Origin of the sequence: Flavobacterium sp. GSA192 (assembly GCF_006386525.1) — a bacterium.
GTDB classification, from domain to species: Bacteria; Bacteroidota; Bacteroidia; order Flavobacteriales; family Flavobacteriaceae; genus Flavobacterium; species Flavobacterium commune.
In genome coordinates, this window is sequence record NZ_VAHC01000001.1 from 659,136 (window position 1) to 679,055 (window position 19,920).

17 protein-coding genes are annotated in these 19,920 nt (G+C 33.7%); 2 read left to right on the plus strand and 15 right to left on the minus strand.

Annotation, left to right across the window (positions count from 1 at the left end; genetic code table 11):
* Window positions 1-141: 141 nt before the first annotated feature.
* A complete protein-coding gene (locus FDM27_RS02830) occupies window positions 142-2,274 on the plus strand; it encodes a T9SS type B sorting domain-containing protein (RefSeq protein WP_140485098.1) in 2,133 nt (710 codons plus the stop codon).
* Window positions 2,275-2,317: 43 nt separating this feature from the next.
* Here FDM27_RS02830 and FDM27_RS02835 read toward each other — a convergent pair whose 3' ends face one another.
* The 10 genes from FDM27_RS02835 to FDM27_RS02880 all read right to left on the minus strand — a co-directional run bounded on the left by FDM27_RS02835 (window position 2,318) and on the right by FDM27_RS02880 (window position 15,808).
* Window positions 2,318-3,412 (minus strand): hybrid sensor histidine kinase/response regulator, encoded by a 1,095-nt coding sequence (locus FDM27_RS02835; protein WP_140485099.1) that lies wholly within the window; start codon window positions 3,410-3,412, stop codon window positions 2,318-2,320.
* Window positions 3,399-3,962, minus strand: a complete 564-nt coding sequence (locus FDM27_RS02840) for a chemotaxis protein CheB (protein WP_140485100.1) — start codon at window positions 3,960-3,962, stop codon at window positions 3,399-3,401. The genes FDM27_RS02835 and FDM27_RS02840 overlap by 14 nt, the downstream gene beginning before the upstream one ends.
* Window positions 3,959-4,771 (minus strand): CheR family methyltransferase, encoded by an 813-nt coding sequence (locus FDM27_RS02845; RefSeq protein WP_140485101.1) that lies wholly within the window; start codon window positions 4,769-4,771, stop codon window positions 3,959-3,961. Before FDM27_RS02845 ends, FDM27_RS02840 begins: the two co-directional genes overlap by 4 nt.
* Window positions 4,768-8,838: a response regulator gene (locus FDM27_RS02850; RefSeq protein ID WP_140485102.1), complete on the minus strand. Its 4,071-nt coding sequence runs from the start codon at window positions 8,836-8,838 to the stop codon at window positions 4,768-4,770. Before FDM27_RS02850 ends, FDM27_RS02845 begins: the two co-directional genes overlap by 4 nt.
* 161 nt (window positions 8,839-8,999) lie before the next feature.
* Window positions 9,000-9,710 (minus strand): DUF4369 domain-containing protein, encoded by a 711-nt coding sequence (locus FDM27_RS02855; protein WP_071185238.1) that lies wholly within the window; start codon window positions 9,708-9,710, stop codon window positions 9,000-9,002.
* A gap of 82 nt (window positions 9,711-9,792) precedes the next feature.
* Window positions 9,793-11,649: a peptidase M61 gene (locus FDM27_RS02860; protein WP_140485103.1), complete on the minus strand. Its 1,857-nt coding sequence runs from the start codon at window positions 11,647-11,649 to the stop codon at window positions 9,793-9,795.
* A 104-nt stretch (window positions 11,650-11,753) separates the two neighbouring features.
* Window positions 11,754-12,032, minus strand: coding sequence for a DUF2805 domain-containing protein (locus FDM27_RS02865; protein WP_071185240.1), 279 nt, complete (start codon window positions 12,030-12,032; stop codon window positions 11,754-11,756).
* Window positions 12,033-12,254: 222 nt separating this feature from the next.
* Window positions 12,255-13,145, minus strand: coding sequence for an EamA family transporter (locus tag FDM27_RS02870; RefSeq protein WP_140485104.1), 891 nt, complete (start codon window positions 13,143-13,145; stop codon window positions 12,255-12,257).
* A gap of 73 nt (window positions 13,146-13,218) precedes the next feature.
* On the minus strand, window positions 13,219-14,382 hold the full coding sequence (locus tag FDM27_RS02875) for a DUF1501 domain-containing protein (RefSeq protein WP_071185242.1): 1,164 nt from the start codon (window positions 14,380-14,382) through the stop codon (window positions 13,219-13,221).
* 25 nt (window positions 14,383-14,407) lie between these two features.
* A complete protein-coding gene (locus tag FDM27_RS02880; protein ID WP_140485105.1) occupies window positions 14,408-15,808 on the minus strand; it encodes a DUF1800 domain-containing protein in 1,401 nt (466 codons plus the stop codon).
* A gap of 197 nt (window positions 15,809-16,005) precedes the next feature.
* Here FDM27_RS02880 and FDM27_RS02885 point away from each other — a divergent pair, with 197 nt between their 5' ends.
* The gene (locus tag FDM27_RS02885; protein ID WP_140485106.1) at window positions 16,006-16,476 is read left to right on the plus strand and encodes a hypothetical protein; all 471 of its coding nucleotides are present in this window, start codon (window positions 16,006-16,008) and stop codon (window positions 16,474-16,476) included.
* A gap of 55 nt (window positions 16,477-16,531) precedes the next feature.
* On the opposite strand, the gene FDM27_RS02890 is transcribed toward FDM27_RS02885, so the two are convergent.
* The 5 genes from FDM27_RS02890 to FDM27_RS02910 form a co-directional block, all read right to left on the minus strand.
* Window positions 16,532-17,242: a DUF3784 domain-containing protein gene (locus tag FDM27_RS02890; protein WP_140485107.1), complete on the minus strand. Its 711-nt coding sequence runs from the start codon at window positions 17,240-17,242 to the stop codon at window positions 16,532-16,534.
* 37 nt (window positions 17,243-17,279) lie between these two features.
* Window positions 17,280-17,837, minus strand: a complete 558-nt coding sequence (locus FDM27_RS02895) for a DUF4256 domain-containing protein (protein ID WP_140485108.1) — start codon at window positions 17,835-17,837, stop codon at window positions 17,280-17,282.
* Window positions 17,838-17,935: 98 nt separating this feature from the next.
* Complete coding sequence (locus tag FDM27_RS02900; protein WP_317133607.1) at window positions 17,936-18,526, minus strand: YdeI/OmpD-associated family protein; 591 nt, start codon at window positions 18,524-18,526, stop codon at window positions 17,936-17,938.
* Between the two features lie 94 nt (window positions 18,527-18,620).
* Window positions 18,621-18,926, minus strand: coding sequence for a GIY-YIG nuclease family protein (locus FDM27_RS02905; RefSeq protein ID WP_140485109.1), 306 nt, complete (start codon window positions 18,924-18,926; stop codon window positions 18,621-18,623).
* 209 nt (window positions 18,927-19,135) lie between these two features.
* Window positions 19,136-19,915, minus strand: coding sequence for a hypothetical protein (locus FDM27_RS02910; protein ID WP_140485110.1), 780 nt, complete (start codon window positions 19,913-19,915; stop codon window positions 19,136-19,138).
* Window positions 19,916-19,920 lie beyond the last annotated feature (5 nt).

Consider the following 19,920-nt stretch of genomic DNA (forward strand, 5'->3'; position numbering starts at 1 on the left):
TCTTTTTTTTTGAAATTAATTCGACTTTTTTTAAAATCTGTTTTATATTTCTCAAAAGCTTTTAATAAAACTTGGTTTTTTAATATATTTACCTAATAATAGGATTCCCCCAAATCTTAATCTATTTTAAAAATTAGAACAATGAAAAAGAATCTACTTTTATTTGTCTTTGTTTGTCTGGCTAATATGTTATTTAGTACTAGTGTTTTTGCACAAACTGCTCCACCTACACCAAATCCAGCCTTTTTATATTATTGTTTAAACGAAGCAGCTGTACCTTTAAACGCAACTCCTTCTGGAGGAGGAACTTTAAGATGGTACACAGTTGCAACAGGTGGGACTTTTTCTAGTACTGCTCCAACACCACCAACCAATGTTGCTGCAACAGGAAGTACCCCGCTAATTTATTATGTGACTCAAGTCATTGGAGGGGTTGAGAGTACTCCGCGAACTCCAATAACAGTATATGTTGATCAAAAATTAAATTTGTTTTGTGATGTAAGAACTACAAATTCTATTAGATTTGATTTTGCTAATACAGGACAAAGTAGTTACAATTATAGTTATACTGTTGATGGAGGATTACCTATAACAGGTACACATAATGCTCCAAGTAATTTTACGGTTTCTGGATTAAATGAAGGTCAAACAGTAGTCTTTACACTAACTGCTGTAGGGGCAAAGGCTTGTGTAACTCAAGAGACTGCAAGTTGTTCAACTAGATGTTCAGCAACTATAACGACCCCTAATTTTACCCAAATACCACCTATTTGTCAAGGAGATACACCTCCAACATTACCTCCAACTTCAAATAACGGTATAACTGGAACTTGGTCTCCATCTGTGATTAATACTGCAACTTCTGGAACTGTTACTTATAGTTTTACTCCTAATTCTAATAGCTTTCCTTGTGCGAATCCTCAAACAATGAATATTACTGTGCTTCCAAGACAGACTCCAACATTTAATTCCATTCCTTTAACGGTATGTCAAAATGCGATAGCTCCTATTTTACCTTCAAATTCAAATAATACGACTCCGGTTTCTGGAACCTGGAGTCCTAGTACAGTCGATACTTCTGTTTTAGGAACTGTTACTTATACTTTTACGCCAAATCCCGGACAATGTGTTGTGGCTACTCCTACAACAGCTACAATTTCAATTATACCAAATGTTGTAAGTCCTGGTTTTACACCCATCGCTCCAATATGTATTGGAAGTACTCCACCTACTTTAAATACTACTTCTCCATCAGGAGTAACAGGAATCTGGTCTCCTTTAGTGATTAATACTAATTCTTTAGGTACAACAACTTATACATTTACTCCAAATCCGAATCAATGTGCCAATCCGCAACTTTTAAGTGTGACTATAATTCCTAAAACAGTAACAAATTTTGCCCAGATTGCTCCTTTTTGTGCAGGAGATCCAGCACCAATATTAGCTACGACATCACCTAACGGGGTTTCAGGAACTTGGTTTCCTGCTAATGTAGATAATTTTGCGAGTGCTTCTTATCTATTTACTCCAAATACTAATGAATGTGCCACAACACAAACAATGAACATAACGGTAAACCAGCCAATTAGCCCTGGTTTTAGCGATTTTTCTATCTGTTCAGGAAGTACTCCGCCAACATTAGATACAACTTCTCCTAGTGGTGTTACAGGAACTTGGGATCCGCCTACGGTTGATGAATTTAATAGTGATTCCTATACTTTTACTCCTGATATCGGTCAATGTGCCACTCAACAAACAATTGATGTAACAGTTTTGCCAAGTAATGTCTTAGTGGATTTTAGCTGGACAGTTACTGAAGCTTTTGCCGAGAATCAAAAAGTGACAGTTACTGCAATTAATCCGGGAGGCGATTATCTTTATCAATTGGATGATGGTCCTTTTCAATCGAGTAATGTTTTTGAATATGTAGCTTCGGGTACGCATTCGATAACAGTTGCTGACCAAACAGGATGCAGTGCGCCTATTACTAAAACAGATGTTATGGTGGTGAATTATCCAAAATATTTCACCCCTAACAATGATGGTTATAATGATTCGTGGAACATATCCGAATTGAGTTCGCAGCCTTATGCTTACATTCGAATATTTGACCGTTATGGTAAATTTTTAAAACAAATAAGTCCTAATGGAACGGGATGGAACGGAACTTATAATGGTTATTACATGCCGGCCGATGATTACTGGTTTGTAATTCATTATCTTGAAAATAATATTGTAAAAGAGTTCAAATCTCATTTTTCATTGAAGAGATAAAAAACTAAAAAAGGAATTGTACCGATGCTACAATTCCTTTTTTTTATGCTGATTCTAATGCTGAGAGGATAAATTCAGAACCACCTTTAAATTGGCTGTTGATAGAGACTTTCGCATCGTTTCTTTCTGCTAGTTTTCGAACTAAATTCAATCCTATTCCTGTTCCCGAATCTCCTCTTGAGGATTGTCCCAGAGTATAAAACATTTGAAATATTTTTTCTGCCTGACTTTTTGGAATTCCGGGGCCGTTGTCTGTTACTGCTATTTGTTGTAGTGCATCATTGTACGAAATGCGTATCTCGGTCATTTCTTTATCATTGTATTTTATGGCGTTCGATAATAAATTTTGAATAATTTGCTTGAATGCTACCGATTGAAAACGAATAGTGTGATTCAGGTTTTCTTTTGTAATTTGGATGTTATTGCCGGGATTAATTAATTTTAGGACTGCGTTGACCTCGCTAAGGATATTAATGCTTTCTTTTCCTTCGTTGTTTTCAACATTTTTGGAATAATACAATAAGTCATCAATTAGTTTAGACATAGTCATAGCAGATGATTTTACCATCTCAAATAAGTCGGTAGCTCCTTCTTTTAAGTCCAACAGATGTTCTTCTTCGATGAATTCAACCAGGGATTTAATGTTGTTTAAAGGTGTTTTTAAATCATGAGCAATGATATTGGCAAATTGTTCTAACTCACCATTTTTAGCTACTAATTTTTCGTTCAATCTCTTTAATTCCTGATCGTAATCCCATATTTTTAAGAAAGATTCTACTTTATTCCTCGTGATTTCAATGTTTAAGGGTTTGAATAGAAAATCAATTGCGCCTAATTCATAAGCTTTATTTATGTATTTTTCTTCGTTGCTTATGGCGGTTACAAAAAGGGTTGGAATATTAGCCGTATTAGGATGCTGTTTTGTTATTTCTACAAATTCATAGCCGTCCATCTCGGGCATTTGAACATCGACCAAAATAAGCGAAATCTTTTCTTTCAAAAGTATTTGTAGTCCTTCGTTTCCTGAATTACAGCATATTATTTCTCTGTCTGGACTTTCCAGAATACTTTTTAATGCAATTAGATTGGCAGGTTTATCGTCTATTAATAATAAGGTATGCTTTTTAACAGAATTCATTATTCAATGTATTTATGATGTTTGTGGTATTTAATTCCTGATGTTGATTACAAATGTTTTTTGCTGCTTTTGGCATAATGGCAAATTCGGCTTCGTCACAATCCTGAATGATTGTTGTTCCGTTGTTTTGGGCAATTATTTTTAAGCCATTTGCACCATCATGGTTAGATCCTGATAATAAGATGCCGCAACATTTTTCTTTTAATATGTTCGAAAATGACTCAAATGTCACATCAATTGAAGGGCGACTAAAATTGACTGTTTCTGATACATCCAGCGAAAAACAAAGATCTTCTTCTAAGAGTAAATGATAATCGGCTGGTGCTGTATAAATAAATCCTTTTTCTATTTTTTCCTTGTCTTCAATTTCTTTGACCGAATAGTGCGTATTTCTTTGCAAAATATCCTCAAATGAAGAATTTGTATTTTTTAACCGATGCAAAACAATAACAATAGGTACGTTGATGCTTTTGTCTAAATGATTTAAAATAGACAAAATGGCATCAAAAGCTCCCGCCGAACCACCTATTACAATTAACTCCGGTTTCATCTTATTTTTTGATAAATTTTTTCTTCGCGGTCAATTTTCTTAAAGTTTTCATATACTGAACTAAAACGCAAGGATTCTTTTTTTCCAATAGCCAGAAAACCATGAACAGGTAAACTTTCGTAAAAAAGCTCTAACGCTTTGTTTTGTAGATTGTTGTTGAAATAAATCAATACATTTCTACAAAGTATCAACTGGCATTCTTTAAAAACACCATCGGCAACTAAATTATGATTAGAAAACAGAATATTTTGTTTCAATTCCGATTGTATCATCGAATGTTTTTCGTCAGAAACAAAATAGTTTTTTAAGGATTCTTTGCCTCCGCATTCGTAATAATTTTTAACATAATCTTTAAAATTGCTGTTATCGTAAATTCCTTTTCGGGAACGTTCTATGGCATTAGTACTGATGTCTGTAGCATAAATTCTGCTTTTAGCATACAGATTATTCTCTTTCAAAAGAATATTTAACGAATAAGTTTCTTCTCCAAAAGAACAGCCGGCACTCCAAATATTGATTTTAGGATAACTTTCTAAATACGGAAAAACTTTTTGCTGTAAGGATTTAAAAAAGCTGGGATCCCTGAAAAATTCACTCACATTAACCACAATTTCGTTAATGAAATCCTGAAAAATAGAGGGATTGTTGATGAGTTCAAATTTTAAGTCAACAGTATTTTTCATGTTGTTGATAGCCATAAAACGATTTATTCTCCTAAGCATCGATGCCTTAGAGTAATCACTAAAGTCATAATCAAATTGTCTTTTTATTGTGTAGAGCAATTCGTCTAATTCGTTTAAAGTTATCATTTATAAATCCAAATGCTGATTAGTGAAATAAGTTTTTGAATATCAATAGGTTTTGACTGGTAATCAGATGCGCCGGCTTTTAAAATTTCGTCACGATCGCCTTTCATTGCTTTGGCAGTTAAGGCAATAATAGGCAGGTTTTTCCATTTTGCATTTTCTCTGATTTTTTTAGTGGCTTCAAATCCGTCCATTTCAGGCATCATAATATCCATCAGAACAATATCAAAGCTTTGATGTTCTTCTAAGGCATTTAGGGCTTCAATTCCGTTAAATGCAGTGGTTATTACCGCTCCTTTGCCGGTTAAAGCTGCTGATAGGGCATAAATATTTCGGATATCGTCATCTACAATCAGGATATTTTTGTTTTTTAAAATTTCGCCTCCGGCTAAATTTGGAGCTGTTTTGTACTCGGTATTTTCGGTAGTTTCTATTTTGTTCAGGAATAATAAAATTTCATCTTTTAGTCTTTCGGTGGCATTATTAGTTTTGATTACAATGCTGTCCACACTTTTTTCAAGCTCTAGTTGTTCAACTTCCGATAATGATTTTCCGGTATTGATAATGATTTTGATATTCTTATTCTTAGAGATGCTTTTTAATTCAGAAATAGCTTTTACATTGTCAGAATCAGGTAAGCCTAAATCGATAATGGCACAATCGATGTCAACATTAGTAAGTATGTTTTCTGCTTCTAATCGGGAATAAGCCTGAATGCAAATGGTGTTTTTGTCATTGACATGCAGCAATTGTTTTATCGAATAGTTTAATTTTTCGTCATCTTCTAAAATCAGTACTTTTTTAAACACTTTGTTGATTTCCTCATCGATAGAGAGAAAGGCATTTTTAAGTTTTTCGGGCGTAATAGGTTTTACTAAGAAATCAAAAGCACCCATTTCTTTGGCTAATTTTTCTCGTTTCATCCCTGACATGACGTGTACCGGAATGTGTTTTAATTCGGTATCTTCTTTGAGCCATTTTAAAACCGTCCATCCGTCAATTCCGGGTAATTTCATATCCAGAATAATGGCTTTAGGATTGTACTTTTTAGCATATTGAAAACCGGTTTCACCCTGATGAGCAATAATGGCTTTAAATCCGTTATTGTGAGCTACCTGAAGTAATACCTCGGCAAATGATGGATCATCTTCGATAATTAAAACTGTTTTATCATCAAAATCGGCTAGGTTTCGATCATCATTTATGTTTGCCGAAAGATCCACAAATTCTTCATTTGCTTTTGGATATTCGGATTCTATTTGTTCTTCCTTTACAACTACAGTTTCAGGAATTGCTGTAACAATTGGTTCGGTTTTAGCAATATTGCTGTTTTCTTGATATTTTATTGGAATCAAAACCCCAAAAGTACTTCCATTATTGAGTTGGCTGTCAAAAAACACCTCTCCGTTAAGCAATTGTGCTAATTGTTTAGAGATGGACAATCCTAAGCCTGTTCCACCATATTTTCTACTGGTTGAGCTATCGGCTTGCTGGAAACTCTGGAACAATTTTTTCTTGTTTTCTTCAGAAATTCCAATACCATTATCTTTGATTGCAATGAATAGCACTTCGTTTTTGTCTAATGATGCCAATTGAGGATTGCTGTAGTTCCAATTTTCTGCCGGACGGTCAAAAGTCATTGAAACTGTTCCTCCATCGGGAGTGAATTTCAAAGCATTTGACAGAAAGTTTTTAAGAATCTGTTCGATTTTGCCTACATCGCTGTAAATTTCTCGGGGACATTTTTCGGTGATTTTGGATTCAAAACGAATGTTCTTTTTCTGCATTTGTGTTTTGAATAGCCCTTCCATATCCGAGAAAATGCGCTCTGTTACGGTGTTTTCGGGATAGATTTCGACTTTACCGGCTTCAATTTTTGAAATATCTAAAATATCATTAATTAAGTCTAATAAATCTTTTCCGGAGGTGTTGATTACCGATAAGTTTTCTAATTGGGCATTAGTCAAATTGCCCGATGTATTGTCTTTTAAAATATCCGAAAGAATTAAAATACTGTTCAAAGGCGTTCTTAATTCGTGTGACATATTGGCTAAAAACTCCGATTTGTATTTGCTGGCCTGAGCAATTTCTTCTGATTTTATATTGAGTTCTTCCTGAGCAATAATGAGGTCGCTGTTTTTCTTCTCAATTTCGTAGTTTTTAGTTTCCAATTCGCGGCTTTTTTCTTCAAGATAGGCATTGGTTTGTTCTAATTCTGCGGCTTGACTTTTTAGTTCTTCTTCCGATTGTTGCAGTAGCAAACTGTGTTTGTTAAGTTCTTCGTTGTTTTGTCTTAGTTCTTCTTCCTGTACTTGTAAAATATTGTTTTTGCGATTGATTTCTTCGATTGAAATTTTTAATTCTTCATTTCTGATAAAAACAGCCGTTGCATTGCCTAAGGAGTTTTTTAAGCTGTTTAATAGTTTTTGATCTGTATCGGTAAAGTTGTTCAAAGAGCCAATTTCTATAACACCTATAATTGTATTTTTATAAGCAATAGGAGTGATTAAAACATTGTAAATGGCTGCTTTTCCTAATGAAGAAGTAAGGAAGGAGTATTCTTTACTTAGATTGTTCAGGCATTTTTGTTCGTTATTTTTGACAGCTTCACCAATTAATCCTTCTCCAAAAGCAATCGTTTTTGGACTATTATCATCGTCAGCATAACTGCCAATTTTTATTAGATTGTCTTTGTTGTCAATGTAATCGGTGGTGTAAAAAGTAGCCTGACACGCATTGGTTTGCTGGCTTAGAATTTTACTGATATTGGCTCCAAAATCGGTTATTTTTTTAGAAGTTATAATAGCACTGTTTATTTCGCTAATGTTTTTTTCCAATAAACTATTGGCTTCTGCCTGATCTTTAAGTCTTTTTAATTCTAAAGACATGGTGTTTAAAGCTTCATTTAAGGTGTCTGATTTGCTTCGCACTTTAATTGTATCACCCAGATTTCCGGAACTGATTTTTGTAGCCAAATCAATTTGTTCTCTCACGGCATCAGTTAGTTTCTCCAGAGAAATTCGGATGGAATTGAGTTCTGTATTTCCTGATAGCTGATGATGGCGTTGGGTGCTGCCTATTGCAATTTTTTCGATGGCATTGGCAATTGTGTTGAGCGAATTTGAAGTATTGCGAATTAATTTGAAGATTAAAATTCCTGTTACTAACAGCAATAATGAAAATGACACTAATGCAAGAATAGTGCTTAAAACTGTTGCATCTCTTTCCTGCTGAGTAGCCTGAATAATGTAATTGAGTTTATTAATTTTTAAGGTGTTGAGTTTGTCGTTTACAGCAGTTGATTGCTCCCACCATATTTCGGGAGTAATTTTAGAATTGTTGTTAAGTACCGCTTCGGCTGTAGTTAAAAAAGATTGAAATTCGGCTGATTTTTTAAATTGAATAATGGCATCATTGATATGAAGTTCGTTGTAGTTTTCTAATTTAAAATCGGCATTTTTATTTTGATTTTTTATGTTTTCAAAATAAGCATATAAATTTGACTGCATTGTTTTGTCAGTCAATTTAATAAAAACGACCGCTCTGATTAAGTTTGCAGCCGATTTAGAATCGATATAAGATTTAAAATTATTTGCCAGTTTGGTTAAATTGGCATTGTTTGAATTGACAATTTCCCGGTCAATTAAGTTGTTTAAGATATTGTTTAAAGTTGAATATTCCTCAAATTTGGTTAATGTTGAAGCATTATCCTCAGCATCAAAATGAATGCGATTGATGATTTTTTGAGCTTCATCAATATTTTTTAGAACAACGCTATCGGTAGTATTTATTTTAGAAAACCATTCCAGTGTTTTTGTTCTATTGAGTTTTAATTCCGCTTTTTTATTGGGATTAAACTTTGAATATTCACTTAATGTTCTTTCGTTATTAATTAGCATTATACCTTCAGAAAAAGCAGCGATATTCTCAATTCGTTCGCTGCTGTTCTCAATTCTGAGATGCTTTTGGTAGGTATTATTAATATTGGTAATTGTAAAATACAGTAATCCGGTAACTGGTATTAAGAGAATTAATATTAATTGTGTTTTGAAGGATAAATTTTTCCACATAGCAATTAGTAGGTTAGATAGCTAAGATATTTATTTTTTTTGTGACATTTTATTTTTTGAGATTAAAATGAGCAGCTAGCATTCGATTTGTTAAAAAAACAAAAAAGCATTTCAGTTATTAGTTGAAATGCTTTTTTAGAATTGGAATTACTCCGATTTTCTTAATTAGCTTTTTTAATATTAGCCACATATTCGGTTAGTTTTTTACCGTATAAAGATTGGGCTACCTTAGGCGACATAGCGTTTTTAATAGTATCTAAATATTTAACGTTAATATCATAGACTTCGGCCAGAGCAATGTAAGGAGCTATTTCGTAATCTTTATTGTTCATTGCAAAATTAACAGCAAACAAGTATTTGCGTTTTAGATTTAAGTCTTGCAACTTAGTCAGACTGTCAATAGCTTTAAGATCTTTTCTTTTAATGGCTTTGAATTTCTTTTCAATAAGCTCTAAGTTTTCATCCTTATATCTAGAAGTGGTTTTTTTATAATCTTCGTACAAATCCTGATTTTTTGAACCTGTAATTTTAGCTCCAGACAGGAAAGCATCTAAATTAGTTTCGATGTTGATAATTCCCGGTTCAGCAAAAAACATCAAATTGTTGTCTAAGGAATTGCTAACTCCGCGATCTAAAAATAAATACAACATTTCAGGCGATTTCAAGTCAAGATTACTTTCAAAATGAGAGTTTCCGTCAATTTTAATGGTGTCGATGGCAACTAAGGCGGTGTCAACAAATTTTTGTATGTATAAAGTTCCTTCTTTTAGTCCTTTTACATTTCCTGTGATGTTTAGATTTCCTTTAAGTTCTTTTTTGTTACAAGAAACAATAAGGATTAGGGCAATTAATGCGAGAATTGGTTTTTTCATTGATGAATAGATTTTGTGCAAAATAAAGAAAATTGTTGAACAAATTAATGAGCGATTCTTTATTTTCGTTTTGATTTTTAGATTATGCTTTTAGCCAGGCTTCTTTTAATTGTTTTTTAGAATCATCTGCAACGTTTATTTTTTCTTTGTCTTCATGAGGTAGTTTTACGGTTCCTTTTAGTAATTCTTCTTTGCCGTTGCGTCTGATTTTTAGAGTGATTTCTTCGTTTTCTTTCCATTTGTCACTTTGATTAATCATGTCGTAAATGTTGTCATACGAATAAGCTACGTTGTTGATTTCTAAAATAACATCATCTCCTTTTAATCCCAGATGCGTGAAAAATACATTCAAATCCATATTGGGTACAACACTAATTTCATTATTATTAGGATTTACCATTACATAAGGTGTCTGACCTTTAAGGAAAACGGCTGCCGGTTCCTGTACAATTGATTTTGCCAGTCCTACTTTGGCTAAATAAACTTCATATGGAATAGGTGTTGGTCCTGCAACATAAGTCTTTAAAAAATCGCCTACCTCAGGATAAGTCAAAGCCGTAATTTTGTCAAAAAGTTCAGCATCATTAAATGGTTTACTTACTCCGTATTCATTAGATAATTTTTGCATTAAATCCAGAATTCCTCTTTGTCCGTTGCTTTTTTCTCTGATAATAATATCGATACACATTCCTATCAAAGCCCCTTTTTGATACACATTCAGGTATTGGTCTTTGTAGGGTTGTTTCAATACATTAGTACTCATTTCGGTAAAAGGCATGGTGTCATTCAGAGCTTTGGCTTCTTCGATTTTTTCGGCAATTCTATTGTAGAAATCTTCTTCTGAAATCAAGCCCTGATTGATTTGGAACAAATTGGCAAAATATTCGGTAACTCCCTCATACATCCATAAATGTTGGGACATTTTTGGTGCATTGTAATCAAAAAAATGGATTTCTTTCGAATGAATGGTTAATGGCGTTACAATGTGGAAAAATTCGTGCGAAACCACATCCATCATCGATTTTACTAATTCTTCTTTTTCCATCATTTCAGGCAATACCACCGTTGTTGCAGTAGGATGTTCAAGAGCACCAAAACCACGGGCATCATCCGGTTTTAAACTCGATAGATACAAAAGAACGGTATATTTTTTGGTAGCATTAATTTTTCCTAAAAAATGTTTTTGAGCCGTCATCATGGTTTTCATCTCAGCGGTAATGCTTTCGGCTGTATATTTTGCTGTAGGCGAGTAAACACAAATTTGAATGTCCATACCGTCCACATTAAATGTGGTGTAATCCGGTTTAGCATACATGATAGGATTTTCTACTAATTCGGCATAGCGTGAGGTAATAAAAACATCTTTTGTAGTGCTGCTGTCTTTATCAATCATGGATGTGCTTCCCCATAAATTTGCAGGATGACTTACCGAAATTTCGTAAGGAGTAGTCATAAAATTGTCAAAATAGCCCACAAAGCAATGGGTGTTAATCATAAAATTTTCGCCTGCATTAATATTAGATCCGGCTGGCGAAAAAACATCGTCTTGTCCAAAACCTGTTCCTTTTTCACTATCAAAAGTATCGTTAACCAGATACGTAATTTTGCTCAAAGTTTTCGCTTTACTGATTGTCCATGAATTTTCGTCTGCTTTTTTAACAGTTAACAAATTTCCTTTTTTATCAAAAGCTTTCAAATTTTCGATGTATTTCCCATAATTGTCTTCAGAGTAAGTTCCCGGAACTGTTTTAGGGATGCGATAGGTTATTTCGTCACTATTGCTTTTTGGAGCATTTACGGTTACTAAAACCTGGTCGTTTATAACCTCATTCAAATTGATACCCACCTGAATAATTGCCCCTTTAGTAGTTTGTGCTTGGAGCGTTTGATAATTTAAAAATAGTGAGGCAATGGCCAGAACAAAAAAAGTTTTTTTCATGTTTAATGGGATGTTTGGGTCCAATAGTTTTTTATGCTGTAATGATTTTACAACTTATGAAAATTAAAAAAAGCACTTCGGGTTGAGAGTGCTTTTACGATAGGTTAATCTAATTTATTTTTGATATAATATTTTCCATCTAAATCGTCGTCAAAATCATCAATTTTAAGCGGCTTAGGTTTCGGTTTAGTAGCCGTAGCTTTCTTTTTCCACATCTCAAATTTTTCCAGAGGCATTTTTTTCTTCATGATTTCCAGAACTTCTTTTTCAGCCAATCCAAATTCTTTTTTTATTATTTCAAAAGGATTCTTTTCCTCTAAGGCCAATGTAACAAGTTTTTCAGTTTGTTCCCAAGTCAGTTCTTTACGGTTACTCTTTTTCATCAGGTGAAAATTTATTCTAAATAGTTTTTTAAATTAAAAAATGATATTGTAATAGATTCCAATATTAATAAAAAAAATAATTACTTCAATTCAAAAGTCAGTTTTTTTTGTGTGATTATTTACTTTTTATGAAATTCTCTTTAGCTGCGACTCCTGCTGTTTTTTTAGCTGTTTTTGCGTTCTTTTTTCAGCTGTTTTTAGCGTATTAAAAAACAATTCCAATTATTTATTTAAACGAATATTCATTAGAATAATTGCTGTAAGAATTAACAAAATACCCAGCCATTGTACCCAATTTACTTCTTCAGCTAATAAAAAATAAGCCATTGTTACCGAAACGGGTAATTCTAAAGCCGAAACGATGCTGCCCAGTCCAATGCCTGTAAGCGGAAAACCGGTATTGAGCAGAAAAGGAGGGATGATGGTGCCAAATAAAGACAGTATAATACCCCATTTCAGGAAAATCGAATAATTAAAAGGAGTGATTTGTGTAATAAAACCAAATAATACTACAATTAATGTTCCGCCAATGAGCATAAAAAAGCTGCGTTGTATCGAAGGAACTTCTACCGCAACTTTATTTGCTCCAAACATGGTAGTTGTAAATGCCGCAGCGGCTAATATCCCCCAAAAGAAACCACGCCAGTCTAAACTAATTTCGTCATGAAGTAAATTAGTTGCCAGGACTGTACCTATTAAAGTAATAACAACTGAAATTATTTTTTGTGTTGAAGGTCTTTTTTTGTCTAAGAACATTTCGAGTAATACCCCCATCCAAACCGTTTGCATCAATAAGACAATACCAATGGAAACCGAGATGTATTTAACAGATAAATAGTAAAACACACTGGTAAATCCCATGGAAGTTCCTGCTAAAATGAGCTGGAGAATCTGATGTTTGGCTATTTTTACATCGTCAGTATTCTTTTTAATTTTTCGAAAAATATTTAGGAGCAAAACCGTAAAAAGACCTAAAGAAAATTGTGCTCCACTCACTTCGGCAGTGGTATAACCTTCCAGATAGGCCATTTTTACAAAACTAGCCAGCATGCCGTAACTGCTGGCTCCTAATGCTACAAATAGTACTCCTTTTAAGGTTTTATTTTTAATCATTCCTGTGTTTTTTAATGGCGGTAAAAGTACGCTATAGCAAAATGAAACAAGAATAAAAAGTCCTATTATACTGTTAAAATAAACCTTGTAAAGCCTGATTTTTTATACCAATCTTTGTGTAATCAAAGTCCATTTTTTCTTTTAGCAAACTGGCATATACCGATCTAAAATCAATTTGATGTTTTAAATCCCCTTGTGATAAATCGGCTAGATTAGGGTTAGAACCAATGACTCTTCCCTGATTTTGTCCTCCTATGACAAACATAGGAGCCGCAGTTCCGTGATCGGTTCCATTACCGTTGTCTTTAACTCTTCGTCCAAATTCAGAAAACACCACTATGGTTACATTTTGAAGCAAATTGGCTTGTTTTAAATCCTGATAAAAGCTAAAAATAGCACTATCCAGTTCATTGAATTTGTTTTTTTGAATCACCAATTGGTTATCGTGAGTATCATAGCCTCCCTGCGAGGTATAATATACTTTCGAATTCAGATTTCCTTTGATTAATCGGGCAATCCATTCCAGATTTTTGCCCAGTGCATTTTTAGGATAGCTGGTTTGAGTAGTCGATTGGGTTAGGGCTTTTTGAATTTCTTCCGAGCCTTCTAAGACCGAATTGGCTACTTTTCTAACAAAATCCAATGAAGGATTCTCTGATAAAACGTCTGTTTCTTTGATGTTTTTTATTTTAAATCGATCCGGGTCTTTTACCGTAATCGAATTAGGGCTTTCTCCTTTTAATGATAAATTATCGATAGAATCGATGTTAATTCCCGCAGTAGGTGTATGATTTACGCATTGTAAATCAAGGTAACGTCCCAGCCAGCCTTCGTTTACGTATTTGTTGGAATCTGAAGCGGTTTGCCAAATTTCCTGACTTCTAAAATGCGAACGATTGGGTTCCGGATAACCTACATTTTGAATGACTGATAAATCTCCATTTTGTTGCATTTGGGCAAACCCTTTTAAGGCAGGATGAAATCCCATGCCTTTGGTTGTAGAGATAACCTCATTTTTTGAAATAGCAATTTTAGGACGTAAATCATAATACAAAGGATCTTCAAAAGGAATAAAAGTATTCAAACCGTCATTTCCACCATTCAATTGTACAAAAACAAGACATTGTTGACCTATGATTAGGTTTTTTTGTGATCCATAAGAAAATAAAAAATCAGGTAGTAACAGGGCTCCTCCTGTCAATGTTCCTGTAAGCGATAGAAAATTTCTTCTGTTCATAATAGGTATTGTTAGAAGGTTCTGTTTAAATTAGTTGAAATTCAGGTTCTTTGATCATAGCGTTAAAGAGTCTTAAAACAGCCTGATTGGCATTTTGAGCATTAAAATCAAAATCGTATTTTAAGATATTTTCGAAATCTTTTCGGGCATCATGATCTACCTGAAATAATAATCGGTCTGATAATTCACTGATGATTTCTTTGTTAGTTCCTTTGTTCCAATTCAGTTGAACGATTGTTTTTCTAAGCGCAGCCCGATTGTTGTTTGGGTTTTCTTCCATCATGTTGGTCATGGTTCTCTGATTGAAATATTCTCTTCCGCTACAGTACAAATCGGCCAGATTGTTGCGTTGCAAATAGATTTGAGAAGTTAGCCAGGATTTTCCGCCTTCCCAGCCTTTTACATTGGGCTGATTGAATAAATCCATACCCTGATTTTTTAGAAAAACTACTATTGGTCTATTGTTTTTAGGGCTAATATGTAATTCGGACAGTAGTTGTACACTGTATTCCAATGGGTTTTTAATCTTAGAACCAGCGGTTTTTTTATCAAATTCTTCGGTGAAAATTTTTTCCAATAGCGGTTTGATTTCAAAATTTTGCTTTCTGAAATAATCACCATAGTAAGTCACCAGTTTCTCGTCGGGATTATCATAAATGAACCATTGCAATATCTTTCGGGTAAAAAGGTACGGACTGTTTTTTTGCTTAAAAATAATATCAACAATATCATCAGCTTTAAAATGTCCTTTTTTTCCAAAATAAATAATCTCCGAATCGTCGGCTAATTTGTCCCTGTAAACACCGCCGTTTTCTCCAACACCTAATCCTGCCAATGCTTTCGCACCATTTTTGATGTCGTCTTCGGTGTAGTTGCCAATACCTAGTGTAAAAAGTTCCAGTAATTCCCGACTTAGGTTTTCGTTGATTTTACCTTTTCGATTATCAACATTGTCTAAGTACCGCAACATAGCATTGGATTTTAAAATGGCTTTAGTCAATTCTTTGAAATTGCCAAAGGCATGTTTTCGAAGCAATTGATTGTGTTCAAAAATCCAGTAGTTGACTTTTACTTTTTGGTAGGTTGATACAAAATGATTGTGTAAAAACAAGGTCATTTTTTCCTGAAGAGGATAATCATTGTGCATCATCTTGTCCAGCCACCAGGCTTTCATGTCTAATGAGGTGAGTACTTCCTGTTTTTGAAAATCTTTTTTTTGATCATCGGTAAGTGCTTTTGATTTTTTTCGGAGTTCCCGATAATCCGACAATGTTTTGGGGCTGTCTTTTAAAAAATCGGGAATACTTTTATCAAAATTGCTTTTAAAAGAAGCGTCCAGAAATTTAGCAATTCCCATTTTTTCGATTGCAGCAGCTTGCTGGTTTGAAAAGCCTAAACGGAGAGACCAAAGCGTATTAGGATTCATAGTGAGTAGGTTTTAGTTCCGTACCGAGAGACTTCGGTATCGGGATTGGTTTATTTTTTTATGGTTGTTAATTAAGATGTTAAATAATAAAAAAGGTTTAATGGATTATTTTTTTATTCATCAGGGTAGGGTAAACCGGCTTATAGTTGTCTTATAATTGAAAGTAGTAATACTAACGATAATTAAAATTGAAAATTATGAAAACGATAAAAACAGTATTTGCATTGCTTTTTTTAGGAACAATGACAATTACATACGCGCAGGAAGCCAGAGTGGAAAGTAGAGTAAGTGTGAGTAATAGCTCTGATAAACTTTCCTATTATCAAAAAAGAGGTGCAGAAGACGCTCAATATGAATTGCGCTTTGAGGCTAAAACCAAGGCTGAGGAAAAAGCTTTTTGGAAAGAACAAAAAGCCTATGAAAAAGAGCTGAAGGAAAGAGATCGAAAAGCTTATCGCGCCTATATTGCCAGCAAGAAAGATGTTTATTCCGAACATTATTATCATTGTGACAGGCATTGTCATCATGATGATTATTTTTATACCCACGCCCGATTTTATTATTACCAATACAATCAACCGACTTATTATCAGAGAACTCCAGCCAGCGGTGCCAGAATCAATACTCAAATAGGTGTACGTACCCCCAGCGTGCGATTAGGTCTTTAATATTTTTGAAGATCGCTAAAATCCGTCTTGTTTTAAAAAACGAGACGGATTTTACTTATTTGGCAGGTGTAGATTTAATTTCCTCAAATAATTTCTCATTCGATTCTTCTTTTGCAGAGTAATAAATTTTCTTTCCGTCTAATTTTGTGAGAAGAATATAGGGCTTGTTATCCCCGTTTAAAATCAGTTTCACAATTTCGCCTTTATCGGTTTTGAAATAGCCTTTTTTAACGCTTCCAAGAGAAAAACCATTGGTTCTTAGAGTGATTTTTGGTTTGTCACTAACTAATTCGATACTTTTTATGGTTTTTAAAGGTACAATTTCACCATAACTGCCTTGAAATTCAATAGTTTCAGAATTGATAAACATTTTGTTTTCCTGAAGGTCTCGCCCAAGAAATCCAATAATCAGAATTAAAGCTCCCAAAAGAATAAAAACTCCAATTTTGTTTTTTTTGGAGTTAAAATATTTAAAGCTAGTGGCAATAAAAAAAGTGTAGGCTAAAATAGGGTAGATTCCAATAAAAACTCCAGTAGCATTTTCATCAATAAAATAAGTCAATAAGGTTCCAATCGGGAAAAATGAAATGCCTAGAAAGAGATGAAATTTTCTAAAATACTGAATGTAAGCTTTAATGTTTACTTTCTTTTGCTCTTCTTCACTCATCGTATTGTATCCTGAAAGCAGGTATTTGGCATTATGCTCGTTTACAATAAATCCGATGGCGATAAAAAGCAAACTCATTCCAATTAATGTAAACATCATTTTACTTGGGTTTATTTGTTAGTAAGACTTGAATAATTTAAACTTTTAACGCTCCGCGAAATCCTCTGGCAGCATAATAGGATTCAGCACCATTGTGATATACAAATACGGTTCCGTAACGGAAATCAGCAAAAATAGCTCCGCCTAATTTTCTGATTTCGGCAGGAGTTTCAATCCAGCTTGATGTTTTGGTATCGAATTTTCCTAATTTTTGTAACTCACGGTATTGTTCTTCTGATAAAAGTGAAATTCCCATAGCGGTAGCTAAATCAATAACGCTGTTTTTAGGTTTGTTTTCTTTTCTGGCATCCAATGCCTGACGGTCATAACAAAGACTTCTACGTTCTTTAGGACTTTCGGCAGCGCAATCATAAAATGTATATTCGTCTGTGGTTTTATCATAATGGACAACATCGGGTTCGCCGCCTGTTCTTTCCATTTCGTTCAGTGACCATAATTTTTCAGGATTTGCTTCCAATTTAACTTGAACTTTATCCCATTCCAAACCTTCATGACGATTTTGGTTTTTTTCAAATCGTTCTTTCAGTGTTTTTAAAAGTGCTTCGGATTCTGATGATGACAATTTCTTTTCCATAGTGATGATTGTTTTTGTTGTGATACTAGCTTTGTCGAAGTGTTGTTTTAACGAGGTCTTCGACAAGCTCAGACTGGCAGATGTACAATTAAGTAATTCTATCTCATTTTACAATTTCGTTCGCACAAATCGATGACTTGACTGATTCTGGATTGTCTTGTTTCTTGACGTTTAGCTTGGCTTACCCAATATAAATAATTTTTTTTATAGGATTTACTGAAGGCTTCATAATTAGAAAAAGCAACTGGGTTTTCAGCAAAAGCCTGTTGTAAGTCTTCCGGGATTTCTAGGTTTTCGATTGCATCTAAACTCTCCCAAGAACCATTTTTCTTAGCCGTTTCAATTTTTTTCAAACCGCTTTCGTGCATTAAATTGGCAGCAATTAAATCTTCGATATACCCTTTGTTTATTTTGCTCCAAATACTTTTGTCTTTTCTGGGAGTAAAAAGCTGTTGTCTGCGGTGTTCATCCAGTTTTCTAACTGTTGAATCAATCCAGCCATAACAGATAGCGACTTTTACCGCTTCTTCCCAACGCATACTTTCTGCCTCGTGTGCTACTCTATAAAAAATTAAATTGACCGCCTTGTAACTACTGTGGTTTTCATGTAGCCAGGCTCTCCATTCGGAAGCATTTTTAAAATATAATGTTGGTTTTTCGTGCATGGTGTTATTTATATAATGATCCACAATTTTGTCATTGCGAGGAACGAAGCAATCTTATCGAGTAACTCGGCAAAGTTGTTTATTGTTGTGAACATGGTTTTAAATTTATAAATAAGTATTATTCAGTCATTATATCTTTAATTTCGTCAAATAAATTTTTCCATGTTGGATTGATAGATCGAATCAATTTGTTTTTGGCATCTCTAGAACCCGCTTTTATTTGTTTTTCCCGAGCTATAGCATCTTCAATCCATTGAAATTGCTCATAATAAACTAATATGCTTACATCGTACCGGGCTGAAAAGGATGTTGGGTATTTCTTGTTTTTATGTTCTAAAATTCTTTGTGGAAGATTTGATGTTACACCAACATAAACTACCGTTTGGTATTTATTGGTAATGATATAGACAAATCCTGGTTTCATCTTTTTTAGTTTTATTGAGCGGCTAGCGATGTAATTGTATTTTACATACTAGATTTACTCTTTTAGTGAGATTGCTTCGCTATCGCTCGCAATGACTTAAACCCTCTAGTATGTCATTGCGAGCGATAGCGAAGCAATCTCATCCAGTAACTCGGCAAAGTTGCTCATCTTTGTGGGCATAGATTGCAAATCCAAGTTGTTGATTTTTATCATTTTAAATGGAATCTAAGATTCATATCTGAATTCATATTAACTCCTCTTATTTGAGCAGGTGTCCAATTTTCAGTTTTTATATATTTTTTGATTTCAGCTTCTAATTCTCTTTTAAAATTGTGATTGGTTTTTAAATCAAAGACGAACCAAAAACTTAATATTTTTGATTCACCTTTTTTGTTAACATAAAACCTAATGTCTACAAAGGCTGTATCCTTATATGTTTTATTTTTTATTTTTATGTAGCCTTTTGGATAAGTTATTTTTTTTGCTAATTCATTTTGTAAGACTATACTATATTCATCATTACTATCTTCTTTATCATTCGGATAATTTGGCCATTTATCACAATCTCCAAAATACATTGTATCATTAATATGATTCATTAAGTATTTTTCATCTGCAATGTTTAGTAATGAGTCTGTAAACTTTTTTCCGTATTTTTCGATAATCTTTCCTTCCATATAGGGGCAATAACAATGTGTCTGGTTTTCATATTGAACATCAGAAACTACAACACCTTTAAATTCAATGTTATTTTGCTTTAAGAGTACAGTGAGTTCTTTTTCCGAGCGTAAACCTTTATACAAGAGACCACCCATTGTATAACAATAGACTAATTTGCCTTTTTGAATATCCTTTTTTGCTTCTTTAATACCATTTAAACAAGTAGTATCTTTTTCTGAAATATTGTCAAACTTGCTTTTACTTTTCTTTTTTTCAAAATCACAAGAAATAAGTATTAAGCAAATTAATATTGAAATTATTTTTTCCATTATTT

Coding starts and splice junctions, on each gene's coding strand:
- FDM27_RS02905 (WP_140485109.1), bottom strand. CDS start 18,926: ATGAAACCAGGATTTGTCTATATCATTACCAATAAATACCAAACGGTA.
- FDM27_RS02895 (WP_140485108.1), bottom strand. CDS start 17,837: ATGGAAAAGAAATTGTCATCATCAGAATCCGAAGCACTTTTAAAAACA.
- FDM27_RS02840 (WP_140485100.1), bottom strand. CDS start 3,962: ATGAAACCGGAGTTAATTGTAATAGGTGGTTCGGCGGGAGCTTTTGAT.
- FDM27_RS02875 (WP_071185242.1), bottom strand. CDS start 14,382: ATGAACAGAAGAAATTTTCTATCGCTTACAGGAACATTGACAGGAGGA.
- FDM27_RS02860 (WP_140485103.1), bottom strand. CDS start 11,649: ATGAAAAAAACTTTTTTTGTTCTGGCCATTGCCTCACTATTTTTAAAT.
- FDM27_RS02845 (WP_140485101.1), bottom strand. CDS start 4,771: ATGATAACTTTAAACGAATTAGACGAATTGCTCTACACAATAAAAAGA.
- FDM27_RS02890 (WP_140485107.1), bottom strand. CDS start 17,242: ATGATGTTTACATTAATTGGAATGAGTTTGCTTTTTATCGCCATCGGA.
- FDM27_RS02835 (WP_140485099.1), bottom strand. CDS start 3,412: ATGAATTCTGTTAAAAAGCATACCTTATTATTAATAGACGATAAACCT.
- FDM27_RS02865 (WP_071185240.1), bottom strand. CDS start 12,032: ATGAAAAAGAGTAACCGTAAAGAACTGACTTGGGAACAAACTGAAAAA.
- FDM27_RS02910 (WP_140485110.1), bottom strand. CDS start 19,915: ATGGAAAAAATAATTTCAATATTAATTTGCTTAATACTTATTTCTTGT.
- FDM27_RS02885 (WP_140485106.1), top strand. CDS start 16,006: ATGAAAACGATAAAAACAGTATTTGCATTGCTTTTTTTAGGAACAATG.
- FDM27_RS02880 (WP_140485105.1), bottom strand. CDS start 15,808: ATGAATCCTAATACGCTTTGGTCTCTCCGTTTAGGCTTTTCAAACCAG.
- FDM27_RS02850 (WP_140485102.1), bottom strand. CDS start 8,838: ATGTGGAAAAATTTATCCTTCAAAACACAATTAATATTAATTCTCTTA.
- FDM27_RS02830 (WP_140485098.1), top strand. CDS start 142: ATGAAAAAGAATCTACTTTTATTTGTCTTTGTTTGTCTGGCTAATATG.
- FDM27_RS02870 (WP_140485104.1), bottom strand. CDS start 13,145: ATGATTAAAAATAAAACCTTAAAAGGAGTACTATTTGTAGCATTAGGA.
- FDM27_RS02855 (WP_071185238.1), bottom strand. CDS start 9,710: ATGAAAAAACCAATTCTCGCATTAATTGCCCTAATCCTTATTGTTTCT.